Annotated in this window: 12 protein-coding genes; 9 read left to right on the forward strand and 3 right to left on the reverse strand. The window is 74.1% G+C overall.

Annotated elements, in window-relative coordinates:
• Positions 1–177: 177 nt before the first annotated feature.
• On the forward strand, positions 178–1,119 hold the full coding sequence (locus tag ACTG9Q_RS07375; protein WP_455571860.1) for a GNAT family N-acetyltransferase: 942 nt from the start codon (positions 178–180) through the stop codon (positions 1,117–1,119).
• Positions 1,120–1,156: 37 nt separating this feature from the next.
• Here the strand turns inward: ACTG9Q_RS07375 and ACTG9Q_RS07380 are convergent, their stop codons facing one another.
• Positions 1,157–2,707 carry a sodium:solute symporter gene (locus ACTG9Q_RS07380; protein ID WP_455571861.1) on the reverse strand — a complete coding sequence of 517 codons (1,551 nt, stop codon included), beginning with the start codon at positions 2,705–2,707 and terminating at the stop codon, positions 1,157–1,159.
• Positions 2,694–3,875 (reverse strand): anhydro-N-acetylmuramic acid kinase, encoded by a 1,182-nt coding sequence (locus ACTG9Q_RS07385; protein WP_455571862.1) that lies wholly within the window; start codon positions 3,873–3,875, stop codon positions 2,694–2,696. Before ACTG9Q_RS07385 ends, ACTG9Q_RS07380 begins: the two co-directional genes overlap by 14 nt.
• Positions 3,876–4,007: 132 nt before the next feature.
• On the opposite strand from ACTG9Q_RS07385, the gene ftsY reads away from it, so the two are divergent.
• From ftsY to alc, 5 genes are read left to right on the forward strand one after another with little or no spacing between them, the layout of a single operon-like run.
• Positions 4,008–5,459, forward strand: a complete 1,452-nt coding sequence (ftsY, locus tag ACTG9Q_RS07390; RefSeq protein ID WP_455571863.1) for a signal recognition particle-docking protein FtsY — start codon at positions 4,008–4,010, stop codon at positions 5,457–5,459.
• A 49-nt stretch (positions 5,460–5,508) separates the two neighbouring features.
• Complete coding sequence (aceB, locus tag ACTG9Q_RS07395) at positions 5,509–7,050, forward strand: malate synthase A (RefSeq protein ID WP_455571864.1); 1,542 nt, start codon at positions 5,509–5,511, stop codon at positions 7,048–7,050.
• A gap of 1 nt (position 7,051) precedes the next feature.
• The gene (locus tag ACTG9Q_RS07400; protein WP_455571865.1) at positions 7,052–8,299 is read left to right on the forward strand and encodes a DUF6986 family protein; all 1,248 of its coding nucleotides are present in this window, start codon (positions 7,052–7,054) and stop codon (positions 8,297–8,299) included.
• Positions 8,300–8,301: 2 nt separating this feature from the next.
• Positions 8,302–9,600, forward strand: a complete 1,299-nt coding sequence (allB, locus tag ACTG9Q_RS07405) for an allantoinase AllB (protein ID WP_455572034.1) — start codon at positions 8,302–8,304, stop codon at positions 9,598–9,600.
• Positions 9,597–10,574: an allantoicase gene (alc, locus tag ACTG9Q_RS07410; RefSeq protein WP_455571866.1), complete on the forward strand. Its 978-nt coding sequence runs from the start codon at positions 9,597–9,599 to the stop codon at positions 10,572–10,574. Before allB ends, alc begins: the two co-directional genes overlap by 4 nt.
• Here alc and ACTG9Q_RS07415 read toward each other — a convergent pair.
• Complete coding sequence (locus tag ACTG9Q_RS07415; RefSeq protein WP_455571867.1) at positions 10,562–11,149, reverse strand: (2Fe-2S)-binding protein; 588 nt, start codon at positions 11,147–11,149, stop codon at positions 10,562–10,564. The genes alc and ACTG9Q_RS07415 overlap by 13 nt on opposite strands.
• Before the next feature lie 159 nt (positions 11,150–11,308).
• Between ACTG9Q_RS07415 and ACTG9Q_RS07420 the strand changes: the two genes are divergently transcribed.
• Genes ACTG9Q_RS07420 through ACTG9Q_RS07430 form a run of 3 tightly spaced genes read left to right on the forward strand, consistent with a single transcriptional unit; the run spans position 11,309 to position 15,390 of the window.
• Positions 11,309–12,652, forward strand: coding sequence for an ammonium transporter (locus tag ACTG9Q_RS07420; RefSeq protein WP_455571868.1), 1,344 nt, complete (start codon positions 11,309–11,311; stop codon positions 12,650–12,652).
• A 6-nt stretch (positions 12,653–12,658) separates the two neighbouring features.
• Positions 12,659–12,997, forward strand: a complete 339-nt coding sequence (locus ACTG9Q_RS07425; protein ID WP_455571869.1) for a P-II family nitrogen regulator — start codon at positions 12,659–12,661, stop codon at positions 12,995–12,997.
• Positions 12,998–13,014: 17 nt separating this feature from the next.
• Complete coding sequence (locus ACTG9Q_RS07430; RefSeq protein WP_455571870.1) at positions 13,015–15,390, forward strand: [protein-PII] uridylyltransferase; 2,376 nt, start codon at positions 13,015–13,017, stop codon at positions 15,388–15,390.
• Positions 15,391–15,678: the final 288 nt, after the last annotated feature.

The following is a 15,678-nucleotide window of genomic DNA, read 5'->3' on the forward strand; positions in this document are numbered from 1 at the left end:
CCGGTATGAGGACGATCCGTCAGCGGCCGGACTGATCATGACTCTTTCGCACACCACACCTGAACACGACCTAAGCCCTGGCGTGCTTGCTGCCCTGGAACACCATGAACGCGGCAGCGGAATGGGAATGGGGTAATCCGCTCGCGCCGCGGGCTCTCGGCGCGCACGATTCACCCCATGTACGCGATCCGCTCCGCATCGGCAGAAGACCGCGACGCGGTCATCGACCTTGTCGTGCGTCTGCAGGGCGACCCCGCCCACCACATCGGCTACCACGGCGTCACCGCTGACGAGGTGGCCGACGAGCTCGACGGCCTGCGCCCGGACTGGGCGGGCGGCGCCTTCGTCGGAGTGGACGACACCGGCCGCGTCGGCGCGGTGCTGAGCACCGACACCAACCCCGACGTCGGGCGGGCGTGGCTGTTCGGCCCGTTCGTCTCGGTGCCGGACGACCACCCGGTCGCCCGCCAGGTCTGGCACGAGACGGCGGACGAGCTGTTCGACCGCGCCATGCGCCTGCCCCGGCTGACCGGGCACCAGGACCTGGAGCTGTACGGGCACAGGAAGAACTGCCTGCTGGCCGATTTCGCCGCCCGGCACGGCTTCGTCCCCGGCGACATGAGCCGCGTGTTCACCCTGTCCGGCCCCGCCCTGCGCTCCGTCCTGGTCTCCGCCGCCGTCCCGGAAAACGTTCCCGGAGGCGGCCCGCACCGCCTCACCCCGGACGACCCGGTGCGCGCGGATGTCGCCGACCTGCACGAGCAGTGCTTCCCGAACCGGACCTCCACCGGGCGGCAGATCGTGGCGGGCGAGCGCGGCCACACCGTCGTCGTCCTCACCGGCGCGGACGGCCTGATCGCCTACGCGGCCGGGTACGCGCAGCCGGGGGAGTTCTATGTGGACTATGTGGGCGTGGTCCCCGGGATGCGCTCGGCGGGGGCGGGCCGCGCGGTGGTGCGGGCCCTCCTGCGCGAACTGGCCGCCGAACAGGGCCCGCAGCCCCAGGCCGCCGCCGTGATCATGCTCGGCAACGACGCCTCGGAGCGCATGTTCACGTCGATGGGTTTCGAGCTGTACCTGGAGCTGATCGGCTACCGCAGGCGCGACGCCGTCGGCTGACCGGTGAGCGGCGCCCCGGCTCGGGGCGCCGCTCACCTCACGCGGCCGGGGTGGGCGCTGGCCTGGTGTCCTCGGGCTCCGGCGCGGCCGGTTGCCGGTGGCGCAGGGACAGCAGGCCGCCGACGACGAGGGTGATCGCCACGCCGAGCGGGGTGAACCAGGGGAAGGCCAGGCCGACCGTGTCGCCGGAGGACTTGCTGAAGTCGACGCCGATGAAGCCGCCGGAGGACTTGCTGAACTTCAGGCCCAGGATGACGAAGGCCATCACCGCCACCGTCGTCACGAACGCGATGATCGCGTCGGTCTGGCGGGCCTTGCGGAACAGCAGGCCCAGCAGGAACGCGCCCAGCAGGGCGCCGTAGGTGTAGCCGGTGATGGCCAGGGCGGTCTCCACGATCGGGTTCTTCGTCGTGGTGAACATGGAGGCGAACAGCACCAGGAAGAACGCCCAGATGACCGTCCAGATCCGGCCCTGCTTCAGCAGTTCGGCGTCGGAGAGCTGGCGGCGCGTCACCCGCTGGTAGACGTCGGTGACCGTGGACGACGCGAGGGCGCCGAGGGAGGAACTCAGCGCGGCGGCGAGGATGCCCGCGATGACGAAGCCGGACAGGCCCGAGGGCAGCTCGGTGACGATGAAGGAGGCGAACAGCTCGTCGTTGGTGGTCAGCCCGAGGTCGTTCACCGGGTCGAGTCCCTTGTAGAACGACCACAGCATCGTGCCGATCAGCAGGAACAGCGCGAACTGCAGGAACACGACGAACCCGGAGGCGATCAGCGCCTTCTGGCTGGCCCGCACGTCGTTGCACGACATCAACCGCTGCACGATGAGCTGGTCGGCCCCGTGGGAGGCCATCGACAGGACCGCGCCGCCCAACACCGCCGTCACGAACGCGTACGGGTTGCTCAGCGGCCCGGAGGAGAAGTCCAGCAGCTGCGTCTTGCCCGCGTCGACCGCCGAGCCCAGCCAGCCGTCGGGGAGCTTCCCGGAGAGCACCAGGACGACGGCGAGCCCACCGACGACGTACCAGAGCATCTGGATCGCGTCGACCCAGACGACCGCGCGCACGCCGCCGAAGAACGTGTAGACCACCATCGCCACGCCGAGCACGGCCACGATCTGCCAGTACGCCGCGTCCACGCCGTACGCGTTGAGGACCACCTTGATCGGGATGGCCGTGGCGAACAGCCGCACGCCGTCGGCGAGCAGCCGGGTCACCAGGAACGTCACCGACGCCGTGCCCTGCAAGCCCGCGCCGAACCGCTTGCCCAGGAAGTTGTACGCCGTGGTCATGTTCCCCGCGACGTAGCGCGGCAGCAGGACGAAGGCCACCACGATCCGCCCGATGATGTACCCGATCGCCAGCTGCAGGTACGTGAACGCCCCGAGGTAGGCCACCGTCGGCACGCTCAGCACGGTCAGGGTGGAGGTCTCCGCCGAGACCACCGACAGGCAGGCCACCCACCACTTGATCTTGCCCTCGCCGACGAAGTAGTCGTTCGCCGAGCGTTGCCTGCCCGCGATGAGGATGCCCAGCAGCGGCATCCCGACCAGGAAAACACCGATGATCGCCAGGTCAATGGCACGCAACGCGGCCTCCAGCCGGAGAGGGGACGGTGATCCGCAGCGCGGTGGCGGCCGCGGTGACCGGCGGGGGCAGCCGCAGCGGGCCCGCGCCGGGAGTGATGCTGCCGTGCACCCGGGGACCGGCGGCGCCGGTGCCGGGGTCGACGGCCATGCCGTGCCAGGCCAGGTAGCCCAGCAGCGCCGTGAGGTAGGCCTCCTTGGCCGCCGCGGGCAGGCCCAGCTCATCGGTGGTGGTCAGCGTCGCCGGGGCGAGCGCGTCGGCGAGGGCGGCCATGAGCACCGGGTTGCGGACACCGCCGCCGGAGGCCAGCACCCGCCGCACGCCGAACTCGCGGCAGGCGTCGGCCACGGTGCTCGCGGTCAGCGCGACGAGGGTGGCCATCAGGTCGGCGTCGGCGACCACCGGCAGCCGCCCGAGGGTCGCGCCGAGGTAGCCCGCGTTGTAGTGCTCCTTGCCCGTCGACTTCGGCGGCGGGGCGCCGTAGTACGGGTCGGCGCGCAGCACGTCGAGCAGGTCGGCGCGGACGCGGCCCTGGGCGGCCAGCGCGCCGCCGGTGTCCTGGTCGGCGCCGACGGTGGCGCGGGCGGCGGCGTCGAGCAGGGCGTTGGCCGGGCCGGTGTCGAAGGCGACGGCGGGCCCGTGCGGGCGCAGGACGGTGATGTTGGCGATGCCGCCGAGGTTGAGCGCGGCGGTCGGGACCCGCGGGGTGCCGAGCAGCAGCCGGTCGAGGACGGGCGCCAGCGGGGCGCCGTGCCCGCCCGCGGCGACGTCGCGGACGCGCAGGCCCGAGACCACGGGCAGGCCGGTGGCCTCGGCGATCCAGGCGGGCTGGCCCAGTTGCAGCGTGCCGCGGCAGCGGGCGCCCTCGACCCAGTGGTAGACCGTCTGCCCGAGCGAGGCCACCACGTCGGCGCCGTCGAGCAGCTCCGCGGCCGCGGCCCCGAACGCCTGGCCGACCCCGGTGTCGAGCACGCACAGCTTCTCGGCGGTGCAGCCGTTGGGCGGGAGCACGTCCAGCAGCGCCGAGCGCAGCTCGGGCGGGTAGGCCACTTCCGTGTGGCCCACCGGGCGCAGTTCGATGACACCATCGGCACAGGCGAAGTCGGCGGCCGCGACATCGATGCCGTCCATCGACGTCCCGGAGATCAAGCCGACCACGCGCAGCCACATGGGTCTGTGGTCTATTCCACAGCCATGGGGAAGCGCAAGGGTTAAGTTGGAAATTGACCAAACTTCCACTCGAATCGTTCATTACTGACCTCGCCGCGCCCAGCCCGGTCCGGCGCGGCTCCGGATGCGAGGATGGCGGTCGTGTCGAGCACCCAGATCATCATTCTCGTCGCCGTGATCGTGCTGGTGGCCGCTGTGGCCACCGGCGTGTTGTTGGCCCGGCGCAGGCGCATCGACCTGGGCAAGAACACGCCACAGGTCACCGAGAAGCCCAAGGGCGGGGGCTACCGGGCAGGCGGGGGGATCAGCCTCGCGCCCGGCGGCCACCCGGCCGGTGAGCGCACCGAGGTCGACGGCCAGCCCGGCGTCGGCGACGACGCCGCCGTGCCGCGCGACTCGGTCAAGCGCGGTCTCGTCGACGTCGACCTGCCCGAGCAGGCGGGCAGCATCCGCGGCACGGTCGAGGACGCCCCGCCGACCGACCGCATCCCGGTGCAGGCCGACCCGCCCACCGACGCCTTCCCGGTCCAGGCCGCCCCGGTCGTCATCCCCGAGGCACGCCCGGAGACCCGCCCCGAGACCCGTCCCGAGATTCGCCCGGAGATTCGCCCGGAGACCCGCCCGGAGACCCGCCCGGAGACCGACGAGATCGCCCCGACTGAGGGCAGGCTGGAGCGCCTGCGCGGTCGGCTGTCGCGCTCGCGCTCGGTGTTCGGCCAGGGCCTGCTCGGCCTGCTCGGCGCGGGCGACCTCGACGAGGACTCCTGGACCGACATCGAGGACACCCTGCTGCTGGCCGACCTCGGCGCGGCCACCACCCAGGAGATCGTCGACCGGCTGCGCGTGGAGCTGGTCAGGCGCGCCGTGCGCACCCCGGAGCAGGCGCGCGCGCTGCTGCGCGAGGTCCTCATCGACGCCCTGCGCCCGGAGATGGCCCGCGCGGTCCGCGCCCTCCCGCACGGCGACGGCGAGACCCGCACGCCCGCCGTCGTGCTCATCGCGGGCGTCAACGGCACCGGCAAGACCACCACCACCGGCAAGCTGGCCAGGGTCCTGGTCGCCGACGGCCGCACGGTCGTGCTCGGCGCGGCCGACACCTTCCGCGCCGCCGCCGCCGAGCAGCTGTCGACCTGGGCGCAGCGCGTCGGCGCCGAGGTCGTGCGCGGCCCGGAGGGCGCCGACCCGGCCGCGGTCGCCTTCGACGCGGTCAAGCGCGGGCGCGAGGCGGGCGTCGACGCCGTGCTGATCGACACCGCGGGGCGCCTGCACACCAAGACCGGGCTGATGGACGAGCTGGGCAAGGTCAAGCGGGTGGTGGAGAAGCAGGGGCCGGTGGACGAGGTGCTGCTGGTGCTCGACGCGACCACCGGGCAGAACGGGCTCACCCAGGCGCGGGTGTTCGGCGAGGTCGTGGACGTGACGGGGATCGTGCTGACGAAGCTCGACGGCACCGCCAAGGGCGGCATCGTGTTCCAGGTGCAGCGGGAGCTGGGGGTGCCGGTGAAGCTGGTCGGGCTGGGCGAGGGGGCCGACGACCTGGCCCCGTTCGACCCGGGGGCGTTCGTCGACGCGCTGCTCGGCTGAGGGAGTTGGGGCAGCCGGCCGCTACCCCAACCCGCCATCGGGGGCCACTATGTCTTCCATGGCCGACATCCAGGTGCTCGGCGAGCCCACCGCGCGGGGGGCGGAGATCCTGACCCCCGACGCGCTGGCCTTCGTCGCCGGGCTGCACAGGGAATTCGCGGGCAGGCGCGCGGAACTGCTGGCCGAACGGGCCCGCCGACGGCCACTGGGCTTCCGCGCCGAGACCGCCGGGGTCAGGTCCGCCGACTGGACGGTCGCGCCGACGCCCGCGCCCCTGCTCGACCGCCGGGTGGAGATCACCGGGCCCACGGACCCGAAGATGGCGGTCAACGCCCTCAACTCCGGGGCCCGGGTGTGGCTGGCCGACCTGGAGGACGCCAACACCCCGCACTGGGCCAACGTCGTCGGCGGCCAGGTCGTCCTGCGTGACGCCGCCCGCGGCGCCCTGGAGCACACCACGCCCGAGGGCAAGCACTACGCGGTCCGCCCCGGGCACGCGGTGATCGTCGTCCGCCCACGCGGGTGGCACCTCGACGACAAGCACGTCGAGGTCGACGGCTCCCGGGTGGTGGCCGCGCTGCTGGACTTCGGCCTGCACTTCTTCCACAACGCCGCGGTCTCCCTGGAGCGCGGTGCCGGGCCGTACTACTACCTGCCGAAGCTGGAGGGCCACCTCGAAGCCCGGCTGTGGAACGACGTGTTCACCCGCGCGCAGGCCGAGCTGGGCGTCCCGCACGGCAGCGTCCGGGCGACGGTGCTGATCGAGACCATCCCGGCCGCCTTCGAGATGGACGAGATCCTGTACGAGCTGCGTGACCACGCCGCCGGTCTGAACGCGGGCCGCTGGGACTACCTGTTCAGCATCATCAAGTACTTCCGCGACGCCGGTCCGGAGTACGTGCTGCCCGACCGCGACAGCGTCACCATGGCCGCCCCGCTCATGCGCGCCTACACCGACCTGCTCGTGCGCACCTGCCACCGCCGCGGCGCGCACGCGATCGGCGGCATGGCCGCGTTCATCCCCAACCGGCGCGACCCGGAGGTCACCGAGCGGGCGCTGGCCAAGGTCCGCTCGGACAAGGAGCGCGAGGCCGCCGCGGGCTTCGACGGCTCCTGGGTCGCCCACCCGGACCTGGTCCCGGTGTGCCGGGAGGTCTTCGACGGGGTCCTCGGCGCGGCGAGCGACCAGCGCGGCGTGCTGCGGGAGGATGTCGAGGTGACCGCCCGCGACCTGCTCGACGTGGCGTCGACCCCGGGCCGGGCGACCGCGGCGGGCCTGCGCTCCGCGGTCGACGTCGGGGTCCGGTACCTGATGTCCTGGCTCGGCGGGACCGGCGCGGCCGCCATCCACGACCTGATGGAGGACGCGGCCACCGCCGAGATCGCCCGATCGCAGGTGTGGCAGTGGCTGCGCAACGGCGTCGTGCTCGACAGCGGCCAGGCGGTCACCGCCGAGCTGGTGCGCGGCGTGCTCGCCGAGGTCGGCGCCGCGCTGCCCGGCAGCGAGGCCGCCGTCGCGCTCTTCGCCGAGGTCGCCCTCGCCGAGGGCTACCCGGACTTCCTCACCATCCCCGCGTACGAACGGATCTGACATGCGCACCACGCTGGACGGGGCGCTGCTCACCGGCATCGCCGCGCGACTGTCGGAATCGGACGCGGAGCGGGCGCTGCGGCTGCCGGGCGAGCGGGGCGGGCGCCAGCCGGTGCACACCTGCTACGTGCCCGTCGACCGCGCCGCCGCCGACCTGCCCGCGCGCTGGGGCGCAGCGGCCCTGGCCGCGATGGACCAGCACGCCCCCACCCCGGCCGTGCTCGCCGCGATCATCGGGCTGCCCCCGGAGCTGGCGCCGACGGTGTACGAGCGCGTCCGGGCCAAACTGGCCGCCGAGCCGGTGGAGGACCTGCGCGTCGACTTCGAGGACGGCTACGGAGTCCGCGACAACCAGGAGGAGGACGCGCACGCCGAGCACGCCGCCGACCTGCTCGCCCAGTGGGACCTGGCCTCGGCCGGACTGCGGGTGAAGTCCTTCGACACCACCGGGCTGCTGCTGCGCTCGGTGCGCACGCTCGACCTCGTGCTCACCCGGCTCGCCCGCCCGCCCGCCGGGTTCGTCGTGACCTTCCCGAAGGTGACCGACGCCGAGCAGGTCGGCGCCCTGGTCGAGGTGCTCGACGTGCTGGAGGAGCGGCTGGACCTGCGGCCCGGCGTGCTGCGCTTCGAGGTCCAGATCGAGACCCCGCAGGCCATCGTCGCCGCCGACGGGCGCATCGCCGTGCCGGGGCTGATCACCGCGGGCCAGGGCCGGGTGACCGGGCTGCACTTCGGCACCTACGACTACACCGCCGCGTGCGGGCTCGCCGCGGCCGACCAGCACCTCGCGCACCGGGCCTGCGACTTCGCCCGCAACGTCATGCAGGTCAGCGCGGCGGGCACCGGGGTGCGGCTGTCCGACGGGTCGACCAACGTGCTGCCGGTCGGCGACCAGGCCGCGGTCCGGCGCGGCTGGCAGACGCACTACCGCCTGGTCCGCCGCTCGCTGGCGCACGGCTTCTTCCAGGGCTGGGACCTGCACCCGGCGCAGCTGGTCACCCGCTACGCCGCCGTCTACACCCACCACCTGGAGTCCGCCGAGGCCGACGCGCGCCGCCTGGCCGCCTACCTCGCCCAGGCGGGCGGCGCGGTGCTGGACGAGCCCGCGACCGCCGCCGCGCTGGCCGGGTCGCTGCGCCGCGCGGTCGACTGCGGGGCGATGACCGCCGAGGAGGTGGCCGCGCACACCGGGCTGGCCGACGATGAGCTGACCGCGCTGTCGGAGCGGCGGGGGCTGGTGCGCCGGTGACCCTGTTCCGGGCGGCGCGCTGCGTGACCCCCTCGGGTGAGGGCCCGGCCGACGTGCGGGTGCGCGACGGCCGCATCGTCGAGGTCGGCAGGCTCTCCGCCGACGGCGACCCGGTGGTCGAGCTGGCCGAGGACGAGGTGCTGCTGCCCGGCCTGGTCGACACCCACGTCCACGTCAACGACCCCGGCCGCGCGGAGTGGGAGGGCTTCCCCACCGCGACCAGGGCGGCGGCGGCGGGCGGGGTCACGACCCTGGTGGACATGCCGCTCAACAGCCTTCCGCCGACCACCGACGCGCGGGCGCTGGAGGTCAAGCGGGCCGCCGCCCGCGGCCGCTGCCACGTCGACGTCGGCTTCTGGGGCGGGGCGGTGCCGGGCAACGCCGGTGAGCTGGCCGCGCTGCACCGCGCCGGGGTGTTCGGGTTCAAGTGCTTCCTGCTCGACTCCGGCGTCGAGGAGTTCGGCCACCTGGGCCCCGAGGAGCTGGTCGGGCACCTGGAGGTCACCGCGGGCCTGGACGCGCTGATGATCTGCCACGCCGAGGACGGCGGCGGCATCGGCGAGGCGGGGGGCCGGGAGTACGCCGGGTTCCTCGCCTCCCGCCCGCCGTCCTCCGAGCACACCGCCGTGCAACTGGTGATCGACGCGGCCAGGGCCACGGGCGCGCGGGCGCACATCGTGCACCTGTCGGCGGCGGGGGCGCTGCCGCTGCTGGCCGAGGCGCGGGCGTCGGGGGTCGCCGTCTCGGCCGAGACGTGCCCGCACTACCTGACCCTCGCCGCCGAGGACGTGCCGGACGGGGCGACGGAGTTCAAGTGCTGCCCGCCGATCCGCGAGGCCGCCAACCGCGACGCCCTCTGGGGCGGGCTGGCCGACGGGGTCGTCGGGTGCGTGGTCAGCGACCACTCGCCGTGCACCCCGGAGCTCAAGCGCCCGGACACCGGTGACTTCGGTGCCGCGTGGGGTGGGATCGCCGGGCTGCAGGTGGGGCTCTCCGCGGTGTGGACGGCGGCGCGCTCGCGGGGGTTCGGGCTCGCCGACGTCGTCCGGTGGATGGCCTCCGGGCCCGCCGACCTGGTGGGGCTGCGCCGCAAGGGCCGGATCGCGGTGGGGTGCGACGCCGACCTCGTCGTGTTCGCGCCCGCCGAGGAGTTCACTGTGGACGCTGGACTCCTGTTGCACCGCAACCCGATCAGCGCCTATCACGGCGCGCGTCTGCGCGGGGTCGTCCGCTCGGTCCGGCTGCGCGGCGGACCGGTCGACGAGCCGCGCGGCGAACTGCTGGAACGGGGAACCGCATGAGCGACTGGCTGACCCTGCCCGACCTGGCCGTGCGCCGCTTCGGCGGTTCGGTGGTCTGGGCGGACGACGAGACCTTCGCCGAGAAGGAGAACCTGATCACCGCGGCGCCGCCCGGCTTCCGCCCCGCCACCTTCGGCCACAAGGGCCAGGTCTACGACGGCTGGGAGACCCGCCGCCGCCGCACCCCCGGCGTCGACCACGCCATCGTCCGGCTCGGCCTGCCCGGCGCGATCCACGGCGTCGTGGTGGACACGGCGTTCTTCACCGGCAACTTCCCGCCCGCGTGCTCGGTCGCCGCGTGCGCCGCGCCCGGCTACCCCGCGCCCGCCGAGCTGACCTCGTGGACCCCGCTGCTGACCGAGGTCCCCCTCGCGGGCGACAGCCAGGCCCGTTTCGCGGTCGACTCCCGGGAGCGCTTCACCCACGTCCGCCTCACCATGCACCCCGACGGCGGCATCGCCCGCCTGCGGGTCCACGGCCACCCCGTCCCCGACCCCGCCCTGATCGACCCGACCGCCCTGGACCTGGCCGCCCTGGAGAACGGCGCGCGCGTGATCGACTGCAGCGACATGTTCTACTCATCGCCCAGCAACCTCATCGCCCCCGGCAGCCCCGCCACCATGGGCGAGGGCTGGGAGACCCGCCGCCGCCGCGACCAGGGCAACGACTGGGCGGTGGTCCGCCTGGCCGCCGAGGGCGCCATCCGCTTCGCCGAGCTGGACACCACCCACTTCAAGGGCAACGCCCCCGGCTGGGCCACCCTCTCGGCGGGCACGCCGGACGACTGGCGCCCCCTGCTGCCGTACACGCGCCTGCAACCGGACACCCGCCACCGCTTCCGCATCCCGGACGCCGCGCCCACCACCCACGTCCGCCTGGACATCCACCCCGACGGCGGCATGGCCCGCCTGCGCTTGCACGGCGCCCTGACGCCCCAGGGCCACACCACCCTCACCACCCGCTACGGCGCCTGACCCGCCAGCCGCCGCGCCCGCACCCCCGGTGACTGCCGGGGACAGCTGACGCACTTGTCCTCCCCGGGCACCTGGTAGATCAGGCAGCAGGACGCCCGCCGCACCACCAGCCGCCCGCCTGCCACCGCGAACCGCGGCACCGGCAGGTCCGGCCCGACCGCCGCCGCGACCCCCACCGCGTGCCCCGGCCCACCGCCCGCCCACAGCACCCGGTTCCCGACCGAGTCCGTGGCGACCGCCCACAGCGACCGCGGCGACGCCCCGCTGACCGACGCCACCGCGGCGATCCCCGAGGCCAGCACCGCGCGCAGCCGGGGCCCGGGGTCCGCGCAGACGGCCGACGCGCGCGCGTCCACCATCCGGTCCCCCTGCAGCGACAGGACCAACGACTGGCTGTCGGGCACCGCGGCCCCGGCGACCACCGCCTCCACGACCGGCCCCACCAGCACCGAGCTGGCCGAGTACCACCACAGCGTGCCCAGCGTCCGCCGGTCCGCGCCGACGTAGCGGCGCGCGGAGAGCCCGACCAGGCGGGAGACCCACGCCGGGTCGCCGACCGCCGCCACCTCGCTCATCGACGGTCACGTTACAGCCACGCCTGGGGTAGCCGACCGGACACGCGGCGTCGAGGACACCTGGACGTAACACGCCGGGACCGACAGTTCACCGGCCCGAAACGTGGCGCGTCATCCGGCGAAACAGGCCGATCGAATGATTCCCGCAATCGAGTGGTGATGGAGGACAGTGTGGACACAGGAGACACGGCCTGGGTGCTGATCAGCGCCGCCCTGGTCATGCTCATGACGCCAGGGCTCGCGTTCTTCTACGGCGGCATGGTGCGAGCCAAGAGCGTGCTCAACATGTTGATGATGAGCTTCATCTCGCTGGCCGTGGTCAGCGTGCTGTGGGTGCTCTACGGCTACTCGCTCGCGTTCGGCAACGACGTGGGCGGCGGCCTCCTGGGCGGCGGTGACTTCCTCGGGCTCGAGGGCGTCCTCGGCACCGAGACCGCGACCCTGCCGCACATGGTCTTCGTGGTGTTCCAGCTGATGTTCGCCATCATCACCGCGGCCCTGATCTCCGGCGCCATCGCCGACCGGGCCAAGTTCTGGACCTGGACGATCTTCATCGCGGTGTGGGCCACGGTCGTCTACTTCCCGGTCGCGCACTGGGTGTTCAACTTCGACGGCTTCACCGGCGCGGACTTCGTCGGCGGCTGGATCGCCAACCAGCTCGGCGCGCTGGACTTCGCGGGCGGCACCGCCGTCCACATCAACGCGGGCGCCGCCGCCCTGGCCCTGGCCCTGGTCCTCGGCAAGCGCAAGGGCTGGCCGCGCGAGCCCATGCGCCCGCACAACCTGCCGTTCGTGCTGCTGGGCGCCGGTCTGCTGTGGTTCGGCTGGTACGGCTTCAACGCCGGTTCCGCCGTGGCCGCCAACGAACTGGCGGGCGTCGCCTTCCTCACCACCACCGTCGCCACCGCGGCGGCGATCCTCGGCTGGCTGGTCGTCGAGCAGATCCGCGACGGCAAGCCCACCACCCTGGGCGCGGCCTCCGGCGCCATCGCCGGTCTGGTCGCCATCACCCCGGCCGCCGGGTTCGTCTCCCCGCTGGGCGCCATCGCCATCGGCCTCGTCGCCGGTGTGCTGTGCGCGCTGGCCGTGAGCCTGAAGTACAAGCTGGGCTACGACGACTCCCTCGACGTGGTCGGCGTGCACCTCGTCGGCGGTCTCGTCGGCACCCTGCTGATCGGCTTCCTCGCCACCACCGGGGTCAACGAGGCGGGCCAGGACGGGCTGTTCTACGGCGGCGGCGTGGCCCTGCTCGGCAAACAGGCACTGGCCGCGGTCGCGGTCATGGCCTACTCCTTCACGCTGACCTTCATCATCGCCTTCGTCCTCAACAAGACGATCGGCTTCCGCGTCTCCGCCGAGGCCGAGGCCACCGGGATCGATGAGTCCGAGCACGCCGAGAGCGGCTACGAGTTCTCCAGCCTGCGCGGCGGCGGGTCCTCGATCGGCAAGACGGCGGACGTGCTGGCCCAGAAGATCTCCGCAGGCTCTGGCAAGGAAGGCTGAGCGACCATGAAGCTCATTACCGCGATCATCAAGCCTTTCACCCTCGATGACGTGAAGGCGGCGCTGGAGCAGATCGGCGTGCTCGGCATGACCGTCAGCGAGGTCCAGGGCTACGGCAGGCAGAAGGGCCACACCGAGGTCTACCGCGGCGCCGAGTACTCGGTGGACTTCGTGCCCAAGATCCGCGTCGAGGTGCTCGTCGACGACATGATGGGTGACAAGGTCGTCGACGCGGTGATCGACTCCGCGCGCACCGGCAAGATCGGCGACGGCAAGGTCTGGGTCACCCCGGTCGAGACCGTCGTCCGGGTCAGGACCGGCGAACGCGGCACGGACGCGATCTAGCGGATGACGCAGAGCGGATGACACAGGGGGACAACACCCCGAACGCGGCGGACTTGGTGCTCGCCCGCGACCGGTTGCTCGGTCGCGGCACGGGCGCCAGGTCCGTCGGCGTGTCCGGGGGACACCGGCTCAGCCCGCCCGCGCTGCGCGAGGCCCTGGCCGACCTGCACGAGTTCTGGCTCACCGCGCACGCCGCGCAGGCCGGGGTCGGCGCCCGGGGCGGCGGCGTCGCGCTGCTGGCCGTCGGCGGCCTAGGGCGCCGCGAGCTGGTGCCGTACGCCGACCTGGACCTGGTCCTGGTGCACGACGGGCGCAAACCGGTCGAGCAGGTGGCCGAACGGCTCTGGTACCCCCTGTGGAACGCCGGGGTGGGCCTGGACCACTCGGTGCGCACCGTCGGCGAGGCACTGGACGTGGCCTCCTCGGACCTGCGGGTCGCCCTCGGGCTGCTCGACGCCCGGCACATGGCCGGGGACGCCGAGGTGAGCGTCCGGCTGGCCACCTCAGCGCGCGAGCAGTGGCGCTCCGGGGCCCGCAAGCGGCTGGGCGAGCTGCTGGAGTCGGTCCGCAAGCGCTGGGCGCGGGCGGGCGAGGTGGCGCACTGGGTGGAGCCGGACCTCAAGCACGGCCGCGGCGGGCTGCGCGACCTGGGCATCCTCGACGCGCTGGCGGCCGCGCAGCTGGTGGACCGCCCGGGTGAGGACGTCCTCGCGGCGCGGACGCTGCTGCTGGACACCAGGACCGAGTTGCGCCGGATCGTCGGGCGCTCGCGGGACGTGCTGCGCCCGCAGGACGGCGACGAGGTCGCGCACGCGCTCGGCCTGGCCGACCGGTTCGCCCTGGTGCGGGCGCTGTCCGGGGCGGGCCGGGCGGTCGCCTACGCCGTCGACGTGGCGCTGCGGGCCGTCTCCGCCGCCGCTCCGCCGCGCCGGGTGCTGGGGGTGCTGCGCCGCGGGCCGGAACGCCGCCCGCTGGCCGAGGGCGTCGTCCTGCACGGCGGCGAGGTCGCGCTGGCCAGGGACGCCGACCCGGGCAAGGACCCCGGCCTGCTGCTGCGCGTCGCCGCGGCCGCGGTGCGCACGGGCAACCCGATCGCCCCCGCCGCGCTGACGCGGCTGGCCGAGACCGCGCCCGAGCTGCGGACGCCGTGGCCCGCGGAGGTCCGCCAGGACCTGGTGGCGCTGCTGGGCGCGGGCGACGGCCTGACCGACGTGGTGGAGGCGCTGGACCGCACCGGCCTGTGGGCGCGGCTGTTCCCGGAGTGGGGCGCGGTGCGGGACCTGCCCCCGCGCGACGCCGCGCACGTGTGGACCGTCGACCGGCACCTGGTGCGCGCCACCGTCAACGCCGCGCGCCGGGTCACCTCGGTGTCCCGGCCGGACCTGTTGCTCCTGGGCGCCCTGCTGCACGACATCGGCAAGGGCCGCGACGCCGACCACTCGGTCGTCGGCGCCGCGCTGGCCGCCCAGGTCGGCCACCGGCTCGGCCTGCGCGGACCCGACGTCGACACGCTGGCCGCGATGGTCCGCCACCACCTGCTGCTGCCCGACACCGCCACCCGCCGCGACATCGAGGACCCGACGACGGTGGAGCGCGTCGCCGACGTCCTCGGCCGCGACCCGGTGCTCCTGGAACTGCTGCACGCCCTCGCCGAGGCCGACTCGCTGGCCACCGGCCCCGGCGTGTGGACGGACTGGAAGGCCGCCCTGATCGGCGACCTGGCCCGCCGCGTCCGGGCCGTCATGGCGGGCGAGCCGCTGGTCGCGGACGTGCCCCTGGACGCGGACAAGCGCGCGCTGGCGGAGTCCACCGCCGCCACCGGCAGGCCCGACGTGCTGGTCGAGGGCGGGGGCAGGCCCACCACCGTCACCATCGCCACCGCCGACCGCCCCGGCGTGCTGTCCCGGGCGGCGGGCGTGCTCGCGCTGAACTCCCTGGAGGTCCACGCGGCGACGATGGGCTCGCACTCCGGCGTCGCGGTCGGGGTGTTCACCGTGACCCCGCGCTTCGGGTCCATGCCCGACCCGGGCCTGCTGCGCGAGCAGTTCGCCCGCGCTGTGGCGGGCACCCTGCCGCTGGCCGAGAAGCTGGCCGCCAAGGAGCGCGACTACGGCGGCGTCCCCGACGACGCCCCCGAACCGCGCGTCCTGTGGTTCGACCACGAGGCGGGCGGTCCCGACTCCGGCGTCGTGGTGATGGAACTGCGCTGCGCCGACCGCATCGGCCTCCTGCACGGCGTCGCCGACGCCCTGGAGCACTGCGCCGTCGACGTCCGCTGGACCCGGGTGGCGACCATGGGCGGCTCGGTCGTCGACTCGTTCGGCATCCCGGTCGGCCCCGGCCCCGACTGGCGCGGCGCCATCGAGGCTGCGGTGTTGCGGGCGTGCCGGTGAGCGACCTGAGTAGGGCTACTCACCGGCATCCACGGGCGTCCACGCTGGGAAGCGGCTCGGAATAACGGCAAGCTGGAAGTTGTCCGAGCAAGTGCGGCGCGGGCCCGCGGGACCGGTTGGGGGACCGGGACGCGGGAGGGGGCGCCGCGGGCGGACAGCTGCCGGGAAGGGGCCCGTCGAGGGGTCGGGCCCCATCCCGGCCCTCAGCCCCCGAGCAGAGGCCCCGAGCCGTCCCGAGTGCCGCCGCTGTGCCGCCGCTGTGCCGTGTCGGTGCTGTGTCGGTGCTGT

Source organism: Actinokineospora lacus (assembly GCF_053813445.1).

Coding starts and splice junctions, on each gene's coding strand:
- ACTG9Q_RS07420 (WP_455571868.1), top strand. CDS start 11,309: ATGGAGGACAGTGTGGACACAGGAGACACGGCCTGGGTGCTGATCAGC.
- ACTG9Q_RS07430 (WP_455571870.1), top strand. CDS start 13,015: ATGACACAGGGGGACAACACCCCGAACGCGGCGGACTTGGTGCTCGCC.
- ACTG9Q_RS07375 (WP_455571860.1), top strand. CDS start 178: ATGTACGCGATCCGCTCCGCATCGGCAGAAGACCGCGACGCGGTCATC.
- ACTG9Q_RS07385 (WP_455571862.1), bottom strand. CDS start 3,875: ATGTGGCTGCGCGTGGTCGGCTTGATCTCCGGGACGTCGATGGACGGC.
- alc (WP_455571866.1), top strand. CDS start 9,597: ATGAGCGACTGGCTGACCCTGCCCGACCTGGCCGTGCGCCGCTTCGGC.
- aceB (WP_455571864.1), top strand. CDS start 5,509: ATGTCTTCCATGGCCGACATCCAGGTGCTCGGCGAGCCCACCGCGCGG.
- ACTG9Q_RS07400 (WP_455571865.1), top strand. CDS start 7,052: ATGCGCACCACGCTGGACGGGGCGCTGCTCACCGGCATCGCCGCGCGA.
- ftsY (WP_455571863.1), top strand. CDS start 4,008: ATGGCGGTCGTGTCGAGCACCCAGATCATCATTCTCGTCGCCGTGATC.
- ACTG9Q_RS07425 (WP_455571869.1), top strand. CDS start 12,659: ATGAAGCTCATTACCGCGATCATCAAGCCTTTCACCCTCGATGACGTG.
- ACTG9Q_RS07415 (WP_455571867.1), bottom strand. CDS start 11,149: ATGAGCGAGGTGGCGGCGGTCGGCGACCCGGCGTGGGTCTCCCGCCTG.